Annotated in this window: 15 protein-coding genes and 3 tRNA genes; 15 read left to right on the plus strand and 3 right to left on the minus strand. The window is 65.4% G+C overall.

Annotated elements, in window-relative coordinates:
- Positions 1–140 precede the first annotated feature (140 nt).
- From A9K58_RS16070 to A9K58_RS16110, 9 genes are all read left to right on the plus strand, one after another.
- Entirely contained in the window at positions 141–3,377 is a 3,237-nt protein-coding gene (locus tag A9K58_RS16070; RefSeq protein ID WP_065200299.1) for a TonB-dependent receptor, read from the plus strand.
- A 253-nt stretch (positions 3,378–3,630) separates the two neighbouring features.
- Positions 3,631–5,019 (plus strand): nucleotide 5'-monophosphate nucleosidase PpnN, encoded by a 1,389-nt coding sequence (gene ppnN / locus A9K58_RS16075; protein WP_065200300.1) that lies wholly within the window; start codon positions 3,631–3,633, stop codon positions 5,017–5,019.
- 160 nt (positions 5,020–5,179) lie between these two features.
- Complete coding sequence (locus A9K58_RS16080; RefSeq protein WP_065200301.1) at positions 5,180–5,695, plus strand: GspH/FimT family pseudopilin; 516 nt, start codon at positions 5,180–5,182, stop codon at positions 5,693–5,695.
- Positions 5,692–6,165, plus strand: a complete 474-nt coding sequence (pilV, locus tag A9K58_RS16085; RefSeq protein ID WP_065200302.1) for a type IV pilus modification protein PilV — start codon at positions 5,692–5,694, stop codon at positions 6,163–6,165. The genes A9K58_RS16080 and pilV overlap by 4 nt, the downstream gene beginning before the upstream one ends.
- Before the next feature lie 2 nt (positions 6,166–6,167).
- The gene (locus A9K58_RS16090) at positions 6,168–7,328 is read left to right on the plus strand and encodes a PilW family protein (protein ID WP_155760528.1); all 1,161 of its coding nucleotides are present in this window, start codon (positions 6,168–6,170) and stop codon (positions 7,326–7,328) included.
- 2 nt (positions 7,329–7,330) lie between these two features.
- Positions 7,331–7,846 carry a pilus assembly PilX family protein gene (locus tag A9K58_RS16095; RefSeq protein ID WP_065200303.1) on the plus strand — a complete coding sequence of 172 codons (516 nt, stop codon included), beginning with the start codon at positions 7,331–7,333 and terminating at the stop codon, positions 7,844–7,846.
- Between the two features lie 11 nt (positions 7,847–7,857).
- On the plus strand, positions 7,858–11,604 hold the full coding sequence (locus A9K58_RS16100; RefSeq protein WP_065200304.1) for a pilus assembly protein: 3,747 nt from the start codon (positions 7,858–7,860) through the stop codon (positions 11,602–11,604).
- A 38-nt stretch (positions 11,605–11,642) separates the two neighbouring features.
- The gene (locus A9K58_RS16105) at positions 11,643–12,065 is read left to right on the plus strand and encodes a type IV pilin protein (RefSeq protein ID WP_065200305.1); all 423 of its coding nucleotides are present in this window, start codon (positions 11,643–11,645) and stop codon (positions 12,063–12,065) included.
- Between the two features lie 80 nt (positions 12,066–12,145).
- A tRNA-Asn gene (locus A9K58_RS16110) sits at positions 12,146–12,222 on the plus strand.
- A gap of 75 nt (positions 12,223–12,297) precedes the next feature.
- Here A9K58_RS16110 and A9K58_RS16115 read toward each other — a convergent pair.
- The gene (locus A9K58_RS16115; protein ID WP_065200306.1) at positions 12,298–12,834 is read right to left on the minus strand and encodes a GspH/FimT family pseudopilin; all 537 of its coding nucleotides are present in this window, start codon (positions 12,832–12,834) and stop codon (positions 12,298–12,300) included.
- A 128-nt stretch (positions 12,835–12,962) separates the two neighbouring features.
- Between A9K58_RS16115 and uvrB the strand changes: the two genes are divergently transcribed.
- The 3 genes from uvrB to A9K58_RS16130 all read left to right on the plus strand — a co-directional run bounded on the left by uvrB (position 12,963) and on the right by A9K58_RS16130 (position 15,341).
- A complete protein-coding gene (uvrB, locus tag A9K58_RS16120) occupies positions 12,963–14,987 on the plus strand; it encodes an excinuclease ABC subunit UvrB (RefSeq protein ID WP_065200307.1) in 2,025 nt (674 codons plus the stop codon).
- 106 nt (positions 14,988–15,093) lie between these two features.
- Positions 15,094–15,168 (plus strand) — tRNA-Val (locus A9K58_RS16125).
- Between the two features lie 98 nt (positions 15,169–15,266).
- Positions 15,267–15,341, plus strand: a tRNA-Val gene (locus A9K58_RS16130).
- Positions 15,342–15,439: 98 nt separating this feature from the next.
- On the opposite strand, the gene A9K58_RS16135 is transcribed toward A9K58_RS16130, so the two are convergent.
- Positions 15,440–15,775 carry a hypothetical protein gene (locus A9K58_RS16135; protein ID WP_065200308.1) on the minus strand — a complete coding sequence of 112 codons (336 nt, stop codon included), beginning with the start codon at positions 15,773–15,775 and terminating at the stop codon, positions 15,440–15,442.
- 181 nt (positions 15,776–15,956) lie between these two features.
- On the opposite strand from A9K58_RS16135, the gene A9K58_RS19730 reads away from it, so the two are divergent.
- A complete protein-coding gene (locus A9K58_RS19730; RefSeq protein WP_196769207.1) occupies positions 15,957–16,100 on the plus strand; it encodes a hypothetical protein in 144 nt (47 codons plus the stop codon).
- A gap of 9 nt (positions 16,101–16,109) precedes the next feature.
- Here A9K58_RS19730 and A9K58_RS16140 read toward each other — a convergent pair whose 3' ends face one another.
- Positions 16,110–16,394 (minus strand): hypothetical protein, encoded by a 285-nt coding sequence (locus A9K58_RS16140; protein WP_065200309.1) that lies wholly within the window; start codon positions 16,392–16,394, stop codon positions 16,110–16,112.
- 160 nt (positions 16,395–16,554) lie between these two features.
- Here A9K58_RS16140 and A9K58_RS16145 point away from each other — a divergent pair, with 160 nt between their 5' ends.
- Positions 16,555–17,226, plus strand: coding sequence for a response regulator transcription factor (locus A9K58_RS16145; protein WP_065200310.1), 672 nt, complete (start codon positions 16,555–16,557; stop codon positions 17,224–17,226).
- Between the two features lies 1 nt (position 17,227).
- Complete coding sequence (locus tag A9K58_RS16150; protein ID WP_065200311.1) at positions 17,228–18,571, plus strand: sensor histidine kinase; 1,344 nt, start codon at positions 17,228–17,230, stop codon at positions 18,569–18,571.
- Positions 18,572–18,622: the final 51 nt, after the last annotated feature.

The following is an 18,622-nucleotide window of genomic DNA, read 5'->3' on the forward strand; positions in this document are numbered from 1 at the left end:
GTTAATCTAGTGTTAACCGTTGTGGCTGCCTTCAGCCAAGCGGTAGGGAACCCCAGATAAATCTCCGATCAGCCACCCGCAGGGCTGCTTGGATGCGCTTTTTTTCCGCCATCGCCAACTCGCATCGAGGCTACCGAAAAATGACCCACCCACTCCGGATGTCCAAGCTCACCCTTGGTCTCGTGGCCGCACTCGCCGCCGCTCCCGCCTTCGCCCAGAGCACCTCTGCCGGTGTCGGCGGCCAGGTGATGTCCGCTGCCGGCCAGCCGGTCGCCGGCGCCGAAGTCACCATCACCCACACCGAGTCGGGCACCGTTTCGCGCGCCACGACCGATGCGTCGGGTCGTTACGCCGCGCGCGGCCTGCGCGTGGGTGGTCCGTACACCATCACCATCACCAAGCCGGGTGAAGGCACCAAGACCGAAGAAGGTGTCTACCTGAACCTGAACCAGGTCAACACGGTCAACGCCAGCCTGGGCGGCGACCTGGCCGCCACCAACCTGGACGCCGTGAACGTGGTTGCCACCGCGGGCGGCCTGGACCTGTTCAGCGCCACCAAGATGGGCACCGGCAGCAACGTCACCCGCGAAACGATGGACGCGCTGCCGTCGGCCAACCGCAACATCCAGGACTACATCCGCCTGGACCCGCGCATTTCGCAGGTCAGCAAGGCTGACGGCGCGATCTCGGCCGGTGGCCAGAATACCCGTTACAACGCCATCCGCATCGACGGCATCAGCGCCTCCGATCCGTTCGGCCTGGGCTCCAACAACCTGCCGACCGAGCGTCAGCCGGTGTCGATGGATGCCATCCAGGAAATCAACATCGACCTGGCCAACTACGACACCACCATCGCCGGTGGTACCGGTGCGGTGATCAACGCCGTGACCAAGTCGGGCACCAACGAATTCCATGGCACCGTCTATGGCTCGTACCGTGACAAGGACATGGTCCGTTCGCGCCTGGAAGGCGACCGCCAGGACTTCAACGGCTTCAAGGACGAGAAGACCTACGGCATGACCTTTGGCGGCCCGATCGTCAAGGACAAGCTGTTCTTCTTCACCAACTACGAAAAGTACGAGCGCTCGGCCGCCGGCATCAGCCTGAGCGACACGCCGATCGGCAAGGGCACCATCAGCACCGCTGACGTGACCCGCGTGCAGGACTACCTGAAGGGCCTGGGCTATGACCCGGGTACCCTGGCCGCGCCGAACAGCAAGACCGAGATCGAAGAGTACGCGGTCAAGCTGGACTGGAACATCAACGAGAACCACCGTGCGGCCCTGCGCTACAACAAGATGGAGCAGAACGTCGTCCGCTTCCCGCAGGTCAGCAACAGCGCGATCTCGCTGAGCAACTTCTGGTACCAGCAGCCGACCCAGTACGAAACCTGGATGGGTGAGCTGTTCAGCGACTGGTCCGAGAACTTCTCGACCGAGTTCAAGGTCTCGCACAAGGATTACTCGGCCAACCGCGTTCCGCTGGTCACCATGCCGCAGATCCGCATCCGCTCGGGTAACGATTCGCTGTACGTGGGCACCGAGCAGAACACCCACGTCAACATCGTCGAGTCGAAGGAGCTGAGCGCCTTTGGTGCCGGTACCTGGTATGCCGGCGACCACACCGTCAAGTTCGGCTTCGACTACACGAAGAACGACCTGATGAACTTCTACGGCCGCAACCTCAACGGCGTGTATGAGTTCAACAGCGTCGACGACTTCCTGGCGGGCAGGGCTGCGCGCTACCAGCTGCGTGCGCCGCGCGCCGGTGGCAGCCGCAGCGACATCCCGGCCGACTTCACCCTGAAGAACACCGGCGTGTTCGTGCAGGATACCTGGGCGATCAACTACAACCTGAGCCTGATGTTCGGCGTCCGCGTGGACATGCCTGACTTCAGCAGCCAGCGCCTGTACAACCCGCGCATCGAGCAGCTGTACGGCTTCAACAACACCCAGCTGGTCGACAAGAACCTGGTGCAGCCGCGTGTCGGCTTCAACTACACCTTCGACAGCGAGCGTCCGACCCAGCTGCGCGGTGGCGTGGGCCTGTTCGGTGGCGCTGCCCCGAACGTGTGGCTGGCCGGCGCCTACCAGAACACCGGCCTGAACTACGTCGAGTACGACGAGCGCAACCTGACCAGCGGCTTCACCCCGGACGGCAACAATCCGTACATCCCGGCCGGTGGCCCGGCCGCCGCCCGCCAGAACGTCGACATCATCGCCCCGGGCACCCGCCTGCCGTCGGTGTGGAAGGCCAACCTGGCGTTCGACCATGAGCTGCCGTGGTACGGCATCGTGGCATCGGCTGAAGTGCTGATGACCAAGGTCAAGGATGGCATCTACTTCGACCGCCTGGATGTGTCCGCACCGACCACCATCGGCCCGGATGGCCGCGCGATCTACTGGAATGCAGCGGGCCTGAATCCGGCCAACAGCCGCATGCAGAATGGCGTGAACTTCGGCATGACCACCGGCACCAACCGTGCCGGCGATCGCGCCAACCGCCCGGGCGATATCGGTGACGTGCTGGTCATGCGCAACACCGACAAGGGCCGTGGCACCCAGGCCACCTTCTCGCTGGCCAAGCCGCTCACCGAGAACTGGGGCTGGTCGCTGGGCTACACCTACACCCAGTCGAAGGAAGTCAGCCCGCTGTCCAGCTCGCAGAACACCTCGAACTGGAACAACACGCTGATCTTCAATGCCAACGAGGACGTGGCCTATGACTCGCGTTACGCGATCAAGGACCGCATCACCGGCACGCTGGAGTGGAAGCACAACTTCTTCGGTGACAACGCCACCCGCGTCGGCCTGTTCTACGAAGGCCGTTCGGGTCGTCCGTACAGCTACATCTTCTACAACGATGCCAACGGCGACGGCGCCACCACCAACGACCTGTTCTACGTGCCGAGCGGCCCGGGCGACGTACTGTTCGGCAACGTGGTCGGCGGCCGCTTCGTGCAGAACGCGCAGATGGAGAAGGACTTCTTCAACTGGCTGGCGCAGAATCCGGAGCTCGATGCCTACCGTGGCAGCGTGGTCCCGGCCAACTCGCACCGTGCCAAGTGGATCAACAGCTTCGACGTCCGCGTCAGCCAGGAATTCCCGGGCTTCATGAAGGGCCACAAGGGTGAGGTTGCCCTGGACATCATGAATGTCGGCAACCTGCTGAACAAGAAGTGGGGCCTGATCGACGACTACGGCTTCTACTCGACCCGCCGCGTGGCCAACTACGCTGGTATCGACCCGGCGACCGGCAAGTATGTGTACTCGTTCACCGGTGCGGAAAGTTCTGCGGTCCAGGAAAACAACAACGACAAGGGCAACACCGCCGTGTCGCGCTGGTCGATGCAGCTGACCGTGAAGTACAAGTTCTGATCCGTCAGGACCTGAAGTGGTAAGCGGAAGCGGCCGGGGAAACCCGGCCGTTTTCCGTTCGGGGGGAAAGTTCTTGCAGGCCGCCTTGCATCGGCGTAGCATCCAAGAACGTGCGCGGCGTCCATGCCGCCGAAGCGGTCCCGGTGCGGTGAACGCGGGCAGCACACATCCAACGGCCGGGCTTCCCGGCCGTTTTGCTTTTTAAGGGGGCGGCAGTACAGTCGGAAACCTTGAAGGAAGTGAAAAGTTGGATATGACCACGAACGAAAAGGCGGCCCGCGCGCTGCCGGTGCAGGATGCGCGGATCTACCCGCGCGGTGGATTGGACGTGCTCTCACGCGCCGAAGTGGCGCGCCTGCGCGATGCCTCCGCCGGCGGCATGCATGAATTGCTGCGCCGTTGCGCGCTGGCGGTGCTGACCAGTGGCAGCGCCTCCGATGATCCGCGTGCAGCGCGCGATCTGTATCCCGATTTCGACATCCAGGTGGCGCAGCAGGACCGTGGCGTGCGCATCGACCTGGTCAATGCGCCGGCCATGGCCTTCGTCGACGGCGAGATCATCCGCGGCGTGGCCGAACTGCTGTTCGCCGTCGTGCGCGACCTGGCCTACATGGCCATCGAGATGGGCCCGGCCTACGCCGCCGAGCTGGAGTCGTCCGAGGGCATCACCAACGCGGTGTTCGGCCTGCTGCGCAACGCGCGCATCCTCAACCCTGGTGATCCGAACCTGGTGGTGTGCTGGGGCGGGCATTCGATCTCGCGCGATGAATACCTGTATACCAAGCAGGTCGGCTACGAGCTGGGCCTGCGCGGCCTGGACATCTGCACCGGCTGCGGCCCGGGTGCGATGAAGGGCCCGATGAAGGGGGCGACCATCGCCCACGCCAAGCAGCGCCGCACCGGAACGCGCTACATCGGCCTGACCGAACCGGGCATCATCGCCGCCGAGTCGCCGAACCCGATCGTCAATCATCTGGTGATCACGCCGGACATCGAGAAGCGCCTGGAGGCCTTCGTCCGCATCGGCCACGGCATCACCGTGTTTGCCGGGGGCGTCGGCACCGCCGAGGAAATCCTGTACCTGCTTGGCATCCTGCTGCGCGAGGAGAACAGGGAACTGCCGTTCCCGCTGATCCTGACCGGCCCGACCGTGGCGGCACCCTACTTCGAGCAGATCGACCGCTTCATCCGCCTGACCCTGGGCGATGCCGCCGCCGAGCGCTACGAGATCATCATCGGCGACCCGGTGGCGGTGGCCCGGCAGATGGCCCATGGCATCAAGCGCGTGCGTGAATACCGCCTGGCGCAGAAGGATTCGTTCTTCTTCAACTGGTCGATCGAGATTCCGTGGGAGTACCAGCAGCCGTTCGTGCCGACCCACGAGGCGATGGCCGCGCTCGACCTGCACCACGGACGTGCGCCGCATGCGCTGGCGGCGGACCTCCGCCGCGCGTTCTCGGGCATCGTCGCCGGCAACGTGAAGGAAGACGGCATGCGCCGCATCGAGCAGTTCGGGCCGTTCCAGATCAACGGTGATCCGGACATGATGCAGGCGCTGGACGAGCTGCTGCGTGCTTTCGTCGAGCAGCGCCGGATGAAGATTTCCGGCGAGTACCAGCCCTGCTACCAGGTGCTGGCCTGAGACTGCGCCGGCGCGATGGGGATCGCGCCGGGCCGGGCCGGGCTGGGTCGCCGTCAAGGCATTGACGCCCGTCGCCCCGGATTGACCGTTCATCCTGCCGCTGCTTGCCGGCGGCAGGTCGATGGCCCATCGTGGCCATCAATACGCTGGGGAGCGTCCAATGTCTTTGCGCCGGGAAAGCGGCTTCACCTTGATCGAGCTGATGGTCACCATCGCCGTGGTGGCGATCCTGGCGGCGATCGCCTTTCCAAGTTTCCAGAGCACAATCCGTTCGAGCCGGGTGAGCTCGACCAACAATGAGGTCCTGGGCCTGCTCAGCCTTGCGCGCAGCGAGGCGATCCGCAGCAACCGCGGTGGCGGTGTATGTGGAAGCAGCGACGGTGCCAGCTGCGACGGCCGCTGGTCCGGCGGCATGCTGGCCTTCGCCGATGCCAATGGCGATGGTGCGATGTCGGCAGGCGAAACCGTCCTGCGCTTCGTCAGCGGCAACCCGAAGCTGAAGATCACCGGGCCGGCGGCACAGATCGCCTTCGACGGGCGTGGCCGCCGCCGGGCCAGTACCGAGCAGGATGTACGGCTGGAGCCGGACGTCTGCAGCAGGGGCGCGCTGCACAAGCGCACATTGACGGTGAATGCCTCCGGGCAGATCCGCAGCACCAAGGAAGCCTGCCCATGAAATCCCGTTCCTTCCGTGCGCGCCAGGCCGGGGGCTTCACCCTGCTGGAAGTGCTGATCGCCATCATCGTGCTGGCGTTTGGCCTGCTGGGTTTCGCCCTGTTGCAGACCATGAACGTCCGCTTCGTGCAGAGTGCCAATTACCGAACCCAGGCCACCAACCTGGCGTACGACCTGACCGAGCAGATGCGCAGCAACCGCTACCAGGCGGCCTGGTACACCGGCGCATCGTTCGCGGCAGGCAGCAAGACCGCAGCCACCGCGTGCACCAGCGATACCGGCGACGTCTCAATCGAAAAGAAGATCGCGCGCTGGCAATGCCAGGTAGTGAAGGCGCTGGGCGACGACGCAGGCGCTGAGGTCACCTTCAACGGCGGCGTGGTCAACGTGGCCATCACCTGGGGCGACCAGCGCTGGGATCCGGACAACCCGGACAAGGCGACCACTTTTGCACTGGCCACGGAGCTGTAAGCATGCGCATGAACCGACGTGCCACCATGGCCGGCCTGTCGCTGGTGGAACTGATGATCGCCCTGGTGATCAGCCTGGTGCTGATGCTGGGGGTGGTGCAGGTCTTCATGGCCTCGCAGACCGCCTCGCGCCTGTCCGAAGGGGCCTCACGCGTTCAGGAGAACGCCCGCTTCGCGCTGGACTTCCTCGAGCGTGACATCCGCATGGCCGGGCACATGGGCTGCGTCAATGACCAGGCGCACGTGGTGAAGAACCAGGGTGATCCGGTATCGCACCTGGGGGCATCCCCGGGCGATGGCAGTCCGCTCGACTTCAGCGTTTCCATCCAGGGCTTCGATGCACCGGGAACCGCGCCCGGGGGGAGGCTTGCACTCGGGGCGACGTGGTCGGCGCCGGCAGCGCTGCCGGCAGCGATTACCCGGCTCAGCCCCGCACCGGCTGGTGGAAGCGATGTGCTGGTGCTGCGCTATCTGGCGCCGGAGGGGGTGCCGGTGACGGGCATTTCGTCCGGCGGCGGCAATGCGCTGCTGGACATGGACAGCACCCGGGTGGCCCGGCTCACCTCGGGGGGCGTCGCGGCACCGACCCTGTTCGGCATCGCCGACTGTGCCCATGCCGACATCTTCGCCGGTACGTTGAGTGCGGCCCGGGTGACTGCGCCCTCGCTGGATCTGTCGCGCTATGCCGCGCAGCCGACCGGGCAGACGATGCTCTACCGCGCAGAGTCGATGGTGTATTACGTGGGGGTCAATCCGGAGACCGGACAGCCTGGCCTGCGCCGCGCGCGCGCCAACAGTGCCGGCGTCTATGCTGTCAATGAAGAGCTGGTGGAAGGGATCGAAAGCCTGCAGCTGCTGTATGGCCTGGACAGTACCGCCAACATCAGCCTGGGCACGCCACCGGCCGGCAACGTTACCCGCCTGGCAGCTGCGGCTGGCGTGACCACCGACGCGAACGCGGCCGGTGCCGCGCAGTGGCTGCGGGTGGGGCAGGTGCAGGTGGGGCTGCTGGCACGCAGCCCGACGCCGTCGTCTTCGAGCACGCCGACCAACCCGCTGTCGGTACTCGGCGTGGGCTTTGCCAGCAGCGACAGGCCTGACGGCCGCTACCGCTCCAGCTATGAAGTCTCGATTGCACTGCGCAATCGCCTGTTCGGGAACTGATCATGACGACCTTCTCACGTTCGTTCAGGCCCGCCCCCGCTCGCACGCAGCGCGGCGCCGTGCTCTATGTCGCGTTGATCATGCTCATTCTGCTGGCGCTGCTCGGTATTGCCGGCATGCAGGTAGCCGGCATGCAGGAGAAGATGGCAGCGAACTACCGCGCCGCCAACCGGGCTTTCCAGAATTCCGAGGGCGTGGTCCGTGCAGCCGAGCGCTCGGTGGAGAAAATCGCCAACCGCCAGGATGTGGGAGATGACAGCCTGGTGCAGTCCACCAACCTGTCGCGGGTCTGCGATGACGGCTTCGATCCGGCAATCTGGGCGGAAAGCCACCGCAACCAGACCCGCCCGGCGGTAAACGTCCGCCAGATCGACAGCTGCGTGATGGGCGAATCGTCCCTCGACATGGGCCGCCCGCTGGAAGACGTCACGCCGATCTACCAGATCACCGGGTTCGCCACCGACGATGCCGATGCGAGCTCGTCGTCGGTGGTCATCGATACCGTATTCAAACTCTGAGGACGCAGGCCATGGCTTCGCGCAAAATTCGCTTCATGGCCGCTGGCGGTGCCGCACTGGCACTGGGAGGGGGCTACGTCATCTACAGCCTGATGGCGGCCCAGGCCCAGGGCACGCTGGCGCAGGCGCCGCTGAACATCCAGGTGCAGACCGCGCCGGCCTTCCTGATGGCGCTGGATGATTCCGGCTCGATGCTGTGGGAAGTGCTGAACAATACCCGTGACGGTGTCTATCGTTGGGGTGGAAAGAGTTTCTATAACGGCAGTGAGCCGTATGGCTATGTCGATGGCGGGAGCATGTACCACTACGTGTTCCCGAGCTATGGACGTGACTCGAATCGCGCGCTTCCGCCGCTGGACGCGTACGGGTTCGTGCGTTCTCCAGATATCAACGGCTCCTACTTCGATCCGCGCGAGACCTATTCCCGATGGAAGACCGGACTTCCGGAACCCAATGACAATTTCCCGAAGACCGCCATTGATCCGGTGAGTGCGCCATTGGATCCGCGCCCCGGTACGCCCGACGGGAAGATCAACGGTAGCCTCAACCTGACCGCTGATTCGACGATGACGTCCATCGCCCTCAGTTCCGGCGCTGCGAACTGGCGGTTCCAGTTCTACAGCGGCATGGAACTGCCGGTGGGGACCCGCATCGAGAGCGGCCGTTGCAGCGATGTGAACCGCAGCAACAGCAGCACCCAGGGCAGTTTCTCTGTGCTCAGCCAGAAGGTCACGCTCAGCGGGAGCTGCAGCGCGGCGATGGTGTTCTATCCGGCGACCTTCTACCTGACGGATCCGGCCACGCTGCCCGCTGATTACGGCTATACCGCCAAGCCGGCGGCGATTTCCAATCCTGTGGGTGGGCGTCCGGGCACCTTGTACAAGTACGAAATCAAGCTGGAGAACTTCGGCAACAGCGCGGAAAAATACAATGCTGCGATGGGAAACTTCGCGAACTGGTTCAGCCTGTACCGGACCCGCCGTGAAGCCTTGATCGGTGCCGCGACCAATGCGTTGCATGGTACGACCAACCTGCGCGTGGGCTGGTTCCGCATCAATGACCGGCAGCCGGTCACCATGTTCAACATGACCGATGAAGTCGCCAAGTCGAAACTGCTGGACGACATCATGAGGAGGATGCGTGCCAGCGGCAGCACGCCGAACCGGTCAGCCGCGGACTACCTGGGCAAGCAGTTCCAGCGCACGGATGCGGACGCTCCGGTGCAGCTGTCGTGCCAGAAGAACGCCGGCATGCTGTTCACCGATGGCTACATCAATGAAAGTGGCAACACCACATTGATGAAGGACCTGGTGGCGCCGTACTACAACAGCTCCCTCGTGCCCGGCAAGGAGACCAACACGGTGCCGGTGCCGGCCGAGTGCAAGGGACCGAGTCCGGATCCGTCGCTGGACTGCAATACTCACCTGCACATGAATTTCTATGGCGTGACGCTGGGCACGCAGGGCAAGGAATTCGGCGTGCGGTATCTGCCGGACCCGCTGCGCCCGTGGGTGCTCAGCCCCAACCCGTACGTGGTGAAGCCCAACTTCCCGACGACAACACAGAACCTCAAGCCCGAAGCCGTCGACGAGCTGTGGAACGCGGTCTATGACACCCGTGGCGAAATGGTCAACGCCACGCGCCCGGCCGAGATCACCGCAGCCATGCGCCGCATCATCAGCAACGTCGCCCAGGGCGCCACGCCGTCCGGCTCGCGCTCGCTGACCGGTGCACGCATCGGTGTCGGTTCGCTGTCGGTGGAGCCGTTCTACGAGGCCACCAACAACGGCACCGACTGGTACAGCAAGCTGCGCGCCTTCAAGCTGAGCGTTGAACCGTCGACCCGCAAGATCGTTTCGGAAGAGGCCTGGGAGGCGTCTGCGAAGATGCCGGCGGCTGCATCACGCCGCATCCGTTTCTGGCGCAATGGCGCGCTGGAAGACTTCACCGGCAGCAATGTCAGCCTGGCCAATCTGTGCACCAAGTCGTCGACGCTGTATCCGGGCATCCTGATCTGCAGCGCGTCCGAGCTGGCCGGACTGGCCACCGATTCCGCCACGGCCGTGGCCTACCTGCGTGGCGACAGCAGCAAGGAGAGGCGCAACGGTGGCAAGCTGCGGGATCGCAGCACCGTGCTGGGCGACATCATCACCTCCACGCCGGTGCTGAGTTCGCCGCTGGATGACTACGGGTTCGGCCGCCTTCCGGGCACGATGGGCAGCAGTTACGCCGCCTACATGACCACCAAGCGCAATGCTCGCCGCTACATGGTCTACGCCGGCGCCAACGACGGCATGCTGCACGCCTTCGATGGCGGCATGGGCGCCGATGGCCAGATGGATACCGACGGTGGCAAGGAACGGTTCGCCTACATTCCCTCGACCTCGCTGGGCCACATGGGCAACCTGTTGCTGCCCAACGACCCCACCAACCAGAATACCCAGCGTTTCCAGCACCGCTACTACGTCGACGGCCCGGTGACGATCAGCGACACCTACGGCAGCAACGGGTGGACCACGTCGCTGGTGGGCACGGCTGGTGCCGGCGGCCGCAGCGTGTTCGCGCTGGATGTGTCCGATCCGGGCAACTTCGGCGCCACCGGCTCCCTGTTGTGGGAGATCAGTGATCTCGATTCTTCGCTTGACGATGCTGTCCGCGCCAACATCGGCCACGTGCTGGGCAAGCCGGTGATCGTGCCGGTGAAGAACGCCGACGGTTCGGTGGGCTTCAAGGCGATCTTCGGCAACGGCTATGAGAGCAGGAGTGGCAAGGCGGTACTGTTCGTGGTCGACATGGTGGCGGGCCGTACGCCGACCATCCGCATGATCGAGGCGATCGAGTCGGGTACCAACCTGCCGTCGGGCAGCAACGGGCTGGGCAACATCGTGGTGGTCGATCGCTGGGGCGGAACCGGGCAGAACGCGCGGGTGCGCGATGGCCTGGCCGATACGGTCTATGGCGCCGACAAGCGTGGGGTGATCTGGAAGTTCGACCTTCGCGCCACCACCGCGCCGACGGTGCCGTTGTTCACCACCAACACGCATGTCGATCCAAGCGACCGCCTGACCTATCGCCAGCCGATCACCGGTGGCATGACGGTGACCACCGGGCCGTCCGGTGGCGTGATGCTGATCTTCGGGACCGGCAGCTTCTCCTACTACGGTGACGAGAACGATGCGGCGGTGCAGGCGCTGTACGGCATCAATGACACCGCCCCGGGCCAGCCGACCACGACGCTGACCTCGGCGAACCTGCGCCCGTACACGGCCGAGATCGGTGCCGGCGTGCGGACGCTGCGCGCCGGAACCGCGCCCACGGTCAGCCGCGGCTGGACCGTGGTACTGGCCAACAAGGAGCGTGCGGTCGGCAATCCGCGGATCGTGTCCGGTGTGGTGTTCTTCCCGACCTATATCCCGTCGGACGCTCGCGGCTGCTCCGTGGACGGTGCGAACTGGCTGTTCGGCCTGCAGGCCAGCACCGGGCAGGCCGCGATGTCGCAGGTGCGCTTCGGCGCGCCCGACGGCAGGTCGCCGGGTGCGGGAACTGCCGGTGTTGCCCTCAATACCGGTGGCAATGCCCCGGTGAGGGATGTGACGACGTCGGTGGTGCCGCGCCTGGCGCCGCCGGACAGCACTCCCGGCAACCCACCGCCGCAGCCGCCGGGTGAGGCCTGCCTGATGCAGATCTCAGTGGCCGGTGCTGATCCGATGTACCTGCCATATCCCTGTGGCCGCCAGTCATGGAGGCAGATCCAGTGACCGGCGTCCATCCTTCCCCGGCAGCAGGAGCCCGTGCAATGCATCAGTCTTTCGCGGCGGGTCGCCTGGCCCGTGGTTTCACTCTGATCGAGCTGATGATCGTGGTGGCGGTCGTGGCAATCCTCGCCGCGATCGCCTATCCGAACTACAGCGAACACGTGCGCAAGTCGCGGCGGGCCCAGGCCAAGGCCGACCTGGTGGAATACGCACAGCTGGCCGAGCGCTTCCACACGGTCAACAACACCTATGTCGGTTTCAAATTCCCCGGCAATGCCGATACGATCAACTCCCCGCGCGAGGGCGGGACGGCCGCGTACACCCTGTCCATGCAGACCGCGCAGTCGACATTCACCTTTACCGCCACCGCCGTCAACGCACAGGCCGAGGACAAGTGTGGCGATCTGACGCTCAACCAGGCCAACGTGAAAACCGCCAAGGCCACGTTGTCCCAGTGCTGGTGACGGCAGCGGAAGGGAGTGCCGGAGGCGCGTGAACGGGAGTGTTGCACTCCCTGTTCGAGGTGATTACAATGCGCGTCCCCGCCCGAATAGCTCAGCCGGTTAGAGCACTTGACTGTTAATCAGGGGGTCGTTGGTTCGAGTCCAACTTCGGGCGCCATATATTGCACATCAAAGGCCTGCGAACGCTCGCAGGCCTTTTTTGTTGCCTGCTCGAGAGCGGATTGCATCGTTTTCAGCAGGATTGGCCGGCCCGTGTTCTGGACGAGCGGATCCGGCCACTGTTGCTGACGATGATCCGCGAATGTTCGCGTCCCTTCGCGCAGATGCGCAGCGTCAGGTTGCTGCCGGGGCTGCGGCCATCCGGCTGGAAATGGAGTTGCGGTCGCCCGCTGCTGCTGGCGGCATTGATCGTGACATCCGGACGGCCAGCCTGATGCAGGACAAGGGCATCGGCCGAGGCTGGCGGACGCCATGAGCCGGTGGTCCGGTAGGCAATCCAGCCCTGGCTCCAGTCATCCCCGCAGCGCAGCCCGTCCGCGCTGGCACAGAGGCCGATCAGCTCGCGGCGCATGATGGCCTGGGTGCGTGCCGTGGCCAGGGCCGTCTGCAGGCTGAAGCGGGTGGCTTCCGCGCGCTGGCGCAGCAGCAGAGCCTGCAGTGAGGGCCAGCCGGCAGCCAGCAGCACGGCGAGTACTGCCGTGATGGCCAGGAGTTCGATCAGGTGCATGCCGCGCGACGCGGCGCAGCCGGGAGCGTTGGGACGGCGCATGCATCCAGACTCCACGCCGGGCCGGGGGGCTGCCATCAGGCATCCTCGCGCTGGCCTGCCCGGAAACCCCTCAGCCAGCCGTCACCCCTTGCCCCGTATACTCGCCGTTCCCGGGAACTGGCACCACCATGAGCGACCGTTTCGAACTCGTCTCGCCGTATTCACCGGCGGGCGACCAGCCTGATGCCATCGCGAAGCTGACCAGCAATTTCGAAGCCGGCATCGCCAAGCAGACCCTGCTCGGCGTGACCGGCTCGGGCAAGACCTACACGATCGCCAACGTCATCCAGAATGTGCAGAAACCAACGCTGATCATGGCGCCGAACAAGACGCTGGCGGCGCAGCTGTACGGCGAGTTCAAGGCATTCTTCCCGCACAACGCGGTCGAGTATTTCGTCAGCTACTACGACTACTACCAGCCGGAAGCCTACGTGCCGTCGTCGGACACCTTCATCGAGAAGGACAGTTCGATCAACGAGCACATCGAGCAGATGCGGCTGGCGGCGACCAAGACCCTGCTGTCGCGCCCGGATGCGATCGTGGTGGCGACGGTGTCGGCGATCTATGGCCTGGGCGCGCCGGAAGACTACCTGTCACTGCGCCTGATCCTGTCCAAGGGCGAGCGCATCGACCAGCGCGACCTGATCAACCACCTGACCCAGCTGCAGTACACGCGCAACGAGTACGAGCTGCAGCGTGGCACGTTCCGCGTGCGGGGCGAAGTGATCGACGTGTTCCCGGCGGAGTCCGACAGCGAGGCGCTGCGCATCGAGCTGTTCGACGGCGAGGTGGAGAAGATCACGCTGTTTGATCCGCTGACAGGCGAGACGCTGCGCAACATGCAGCGCTTCACCGTGTATCCGAAGACCCATTACGCGACCACGCGCGAGCGCGTGCTGGCCGCGATCGAGACCATCAAGGCCGAGCTGAAGGAGCGTCTGGAGCAGCTGTATGCGCAGAACAAGCTGGTCGAGGCGCAGCGCCTGGCGCAGCGCACGCAGTTCGACCTGGAGATGATGGCCGAGGTCGGCTACTGCAATGGCATCGAGAACTACTCGCGCCACCTGACCGGCAAGTCCGCCGGCGAGCCGCCGCCGACCCTGTTCGACTACCTGCCACCGGACGCGCTGCTGGTGATCGACGAATCGCACGTGACCATTCCGCAGATCGGCGCGATGTTCAAGGGCGACCGCTCGCGCAAGGAGACCCTGGTGGAATTCGGCTTCCGCTTGCCGTCGGCGCTGGACAACCGCCCGCTGCGCTTCGAAGAGTGGGAGGCGCGGTGCCCGCGCAGCATCTACGTGTCTGCCACGCCAGGCCCGTACGAACTGCGCGAGGCAGGCGATGAGATCACCGAGCTGGTGGTGCGCCCGACCGGCCTGATCGATCCGGTGGTCGAAATCCGACCGGTGGCGACCCAGGTCGATGACCTGATGAGCGAGGCCAACGCGCGCATCAAGGCCGGTGACCGCGTGCTGGTCACCACGCTGACCAAGCGGATGGCCGAGAACCTTACCGAATACCTCACCGAGCATGGGATCCGCGTGCGTTACCTGCATTCGGACGTGGATACGGTCGAGCGCGTGGAAATCATCCGCGACCTGCGCCTCGGCAAGTTCGACGTGCTGGTCGGCATCAACCTGCTGCGTGAAGGCCTGGACATGCCCGAGGTATCGCTGGTGGCGATTCTCGACGCCGACAAGGAGGGCTTCCTGCGCTCCACCGGCTCGCTGATCCAGACCATCGGTCGCGCTGCCCGCAACGTGCGTGGCAAGGCCATCCTGTATGCCGACAAGGTGACCCGCTCGATGCAGGCGGCGATCGACGAGACCGATCGTCGCCGCGCCAAGCAGGTCGAGTACAACGAGGCGCACGGCATCGTGCCACGCTCGGTGGCGCGGCCGATTACCGACGTGCTGGAAGGGGCGCGTTCCGATGCGGCCGAGAAGGAAGCGCGCAAGGGCAAGGGCAGGAGTCGGGCGGGCGTGGCCGAGGAAGGGGCCGACTATCGTTCACTCAGCCCTGCGCAGCTGGCAGCCCGGCTCAAGGCGCTGGAGCAGCAGATGTACCAGCATGCCAAGGACCTGGAATTCGAAGACGCCGCGCGCGTGCGCGACCAGATCCGGCAGCTGAAGGAAGCCAGCCTCGGCTGAACACGACGCTGCCGCCGTCTCTTCACAAAATAGTTGCGCTTCATGGCCGGCATCCGTAATATACGCGGCCTGCACCGGCGCAACCGCCGGGATGCAGAAGCAAAACGGGCGGTTAGCTCAGCGGTAGAGCACTACCTTGACATGGTAGGGGTCACAGGTTCGAACCCTGTACCGCCCACCACGAAGTCCCTGGAAGGGGGCTGTCGTGAACTGGAAAGCCCGGCCCTGGTGCCGGGTTTTTACGTAACAAGGCCAGCCTTCGGGCGGCAAGAACAAGATGGGCGGTTAGCTCAGCGGTAGAGCACTACCTTGACATGGTAGGGGTCACAGGTTCGAACCCTGTACCGCCCACCACCGGCAGCGGCCATGATCGGCGCAGCGGTGGATCACGATCAAAGCCGGCCCTGGGCCGGTTTTTTTCTGTCTGTGGTTGCCGGTGCAGCTGCAACCGATCAGCGTGGCATGACCAGGTCGTCGATGCTCACCACCCGCCGCAACCTCCACTGGCCGTCGGCGCGCTCCCAGATCTGCGCGATGTGGGCCGAGCGGGCCGGTGGCTGTCCGTCCCCGGTCCGGTCGTGCCGGGGCAGATGACGCACGCCCAGCCGCAGGACGCGATCCTGGCACAGCGGGTACAGCAGCAGGGACGGGGCATCGTTTCCGTGTGGCGCGGTCGAAGGGGGGCGGCTTTCGGCAAGGAGGATCTGGCTGCGCAGCGCGCCCATGGCTGGCCCGTTGCCATCGCCGAGCAGGCCGGAGAGCAGCAGCAGGAGGGCAAGCATCGGCATGGCGCGGTGCTCCAGCGGGAATGTGCCCGCAGGCTGGCACGGCGTGTCCAATGCTGCAGCCCGGCTGCGACGAAAGGCAGAATGGCGCGGCCAAAGACCGCAAGATGCCGATGAATCCGCGGCGGACAGCCGTAGACGGTGCGCTTCCGCGCACTCGCACTGTCATCCGGGGACCTGCTGCATGAGCGACCACGTCGCGCTTTCCACGCCCGACCCGGTCCTTGAACGCTTGTCCGGCGGCAACCTGCTGGAAGGCACCCTCAAGGCCGTCATCCGGGGGGGGGCAATCCTGTGTGGGATGCTGGCCGGGCCCACCCTGTGGTGAGCGCCGGTATCAGGCGCTGAATGCCTGGCGCAGGCTGTGCAGTGTCGCCTGGCGATGCGCCTTCGCGCGGGCTTCGCCCATCTCCAGTTCCTGCAGGCGCAACCCGATCAGGGTCATCGACAGCGCGTATCCGCGTGCTGCGTCGGCCACGCGCGACAGGCTCACTGCGCGGCGCGCAAGCGCGTTGACGTGCTCGAGGTCGGGCATCAGGCCCAGATAGGCGCGCTCGGCGCTGTCCAGGTCGGGGGCACGCAGGATCGCGTGGGCTTCGGCGGTGGGGAAGACGGAGGCCATGGGGATCCTTGTCCGCGGTAGAACGCTTTGCGGGTGATGGCTGGGCATGTTGCTGACCCAACATTGTCAGAACATTGCGCCCGGGCAGTCGGCACGCCAGGGCGGAAAAAGCCGTCGCCAGGCACTATGATCGGCCCCGTTTCCGGTAGCCGGTGTCCCGATGCGCATCCTCCTTGTCGAAGACGACCCTGATCTGTCACGCGCCCTGCAGTCGGGCCTGGAACGGCAGGGCGTGGTTGCCGATGTGGTCGGCACCCTTGCCGAGGCGGCGATCGCGCTGCGCGAGCCGGTACACCAGTTGATGCTGCTCGACCGGCAGCTGCCCGATGGCGATGGTGCCGGTTTCGTTGCCACCGCGCGTGCGCTGCGGCCGAACCTGGCAGTGATCATGCTGACCGCCAAGGGCAGGTTGTCGGACAAGGTGGAAGGCCTGGATGTCGGCGCCGATGACTATCTGGTCAAGCCGGTGGCCATCGAGGAACTGATGGCGCGTATCCGTGCAGTCTCGCGGCGGCCCTCGGCCATGGTGACGCCGAGCCTGCGCCTGGGCCGGCTGGAGTTCGATTTCGAATCGCTGCAGGCCCAGGTGGAAGGCCAACCGATGGCACTGCCGCGGCGCCAGGTGCTGGTGCTGCAGGCGCTGGCGATGCGGCAGGGGCGCACGGTCACCCGCAGTGCGCTGGAAGCGGCGGTATACGGCTTCGACGATGAGATCCAGTCCAATGCCCTCGATGCGCATATCTCCAAGTTGCGAAAGGCGTTGCATCAGGCGGGGGCCGGCGTGGAGATCCATGTGATCCGGGGCGTCGGCTACCTGCTGGCGGAGGCCTGAGATGGCGCGCCCGATCCGTTCCATCACTCTCGGCCTGGCCTGGCGCCTGTTCCTCGCGCAGGCGTTCACCGTGCTGTTCGCGGTGGTCGCGCTGATCCTGACCTGGGGTGACCGGGACAGCTGGGGCATGGACATGTTCATGGCCGAAGCGGTGGCCAAGGCCGTGCACAGCGAAGGCGGCCGGCTGGTGCTGGATGAAGCACGCTGGCACAGGCTGGACACGGAAGCCGGAGGCAACCTCTGGTTTGCTGCCGCCGATGACAAGGGAGGGTGGTTGGAGCGTGGCACCCTTCCCGCGATCCATGCAACGCTGCTGGCGCGCCTGCCGACGCTGGGCGCCAGCGAACTCGGCTCGCTGGTACCACCCTACCTGGACGTGGCACGGGTGATCATCCGCACGGAGGAGGGCCGCCGGATCACGGTGATGGTCGGCGGTGCGCCAAAGGGCGGCCTGCTGGATGGCGCGTTGATGGTGCTGCGCCTGATCGGCCTGTGGTTCTTCCTGCCGCTGATCGTCGTCACGCTGCTGGTGATGCCGACCGTGATCCACCGCGCGATGCGCGGCGTGCGCCGTTCGGCGCAGCAGGCCAAGGAACTGGACATCGGCCAGCCAGGCGCGCGGCTGGATGCCCGGCTGGTCTCCACCGAGGTCGCGCCACTGGTGGAAGCGTTCAACGATGCGATCGACAAGGTGCAGCAGGGCTATGCGGCGCGCGACAAGTTCCTCGCTGACGCTGCGCACGAACTGCGCGTACCGATCGCCGTGGTGCAGGCGCGCCTGTCGCAGCTGCCGCAGGGCGGGATCAAATCGCAGCTGCTGACCGACGTCGCCCGCCTGGGCAATGTCGCCGAGCATCTGCTTGACCTGCAACGGCTGGACCGCAACATGGGTGCGCTGCAGCCGCTGGATCTGGCATTGCTTGTGCGCGAAGCGGCCGCTGAGCTGGCGCCGCTGGTGGTCGGCGCGGGGTATGGTTTCGAAGTGGATGCACCGGATGCACCGGTGTGGATCCAGGGAGACAGCCTGGCGCTGGGACGGGTGATCGCCAACCTGGTGCACAACGCGATTGTCCACGGTGGCGGGCGTGGAACCATCTGCGTGCGTCTGGACCCCCGCGGCCTGCTCGAAGTCAGTGACCAGGGCGCCGGCATTCCGGTCGGTGACCGTGAGGCGATCTTCGAGCCGTTCCATCGCCTGCGTGCGGCCGGCAGCGGTAGTGGCCTGGGCCTGCACCTGGTCAAGGAGATCGTGCAGCATCACGGTGGCTCGGTCAGCGTCGGCGAAGCATCCGGCGGCGGCGCCAGTTTCCGGGTCAACTTCCATCGGGGTGTCGTCCGTCACTGACAGCCTTGCGCGGAAACAACCGATAGGCAGCCGATAGCGCCCGGCGGCAGG

This window comes from Stenotrophomonas maltophilia (assembly GCF_001676385.1).
Taxonomy (GTDB): Bacteria; Pseudomonadota; Gammaproteobacteria; order Xanthomonadales; family Xanthomonadaceae; genus Stenotrophomonas; species Stenotrophomonas maltophilia_J.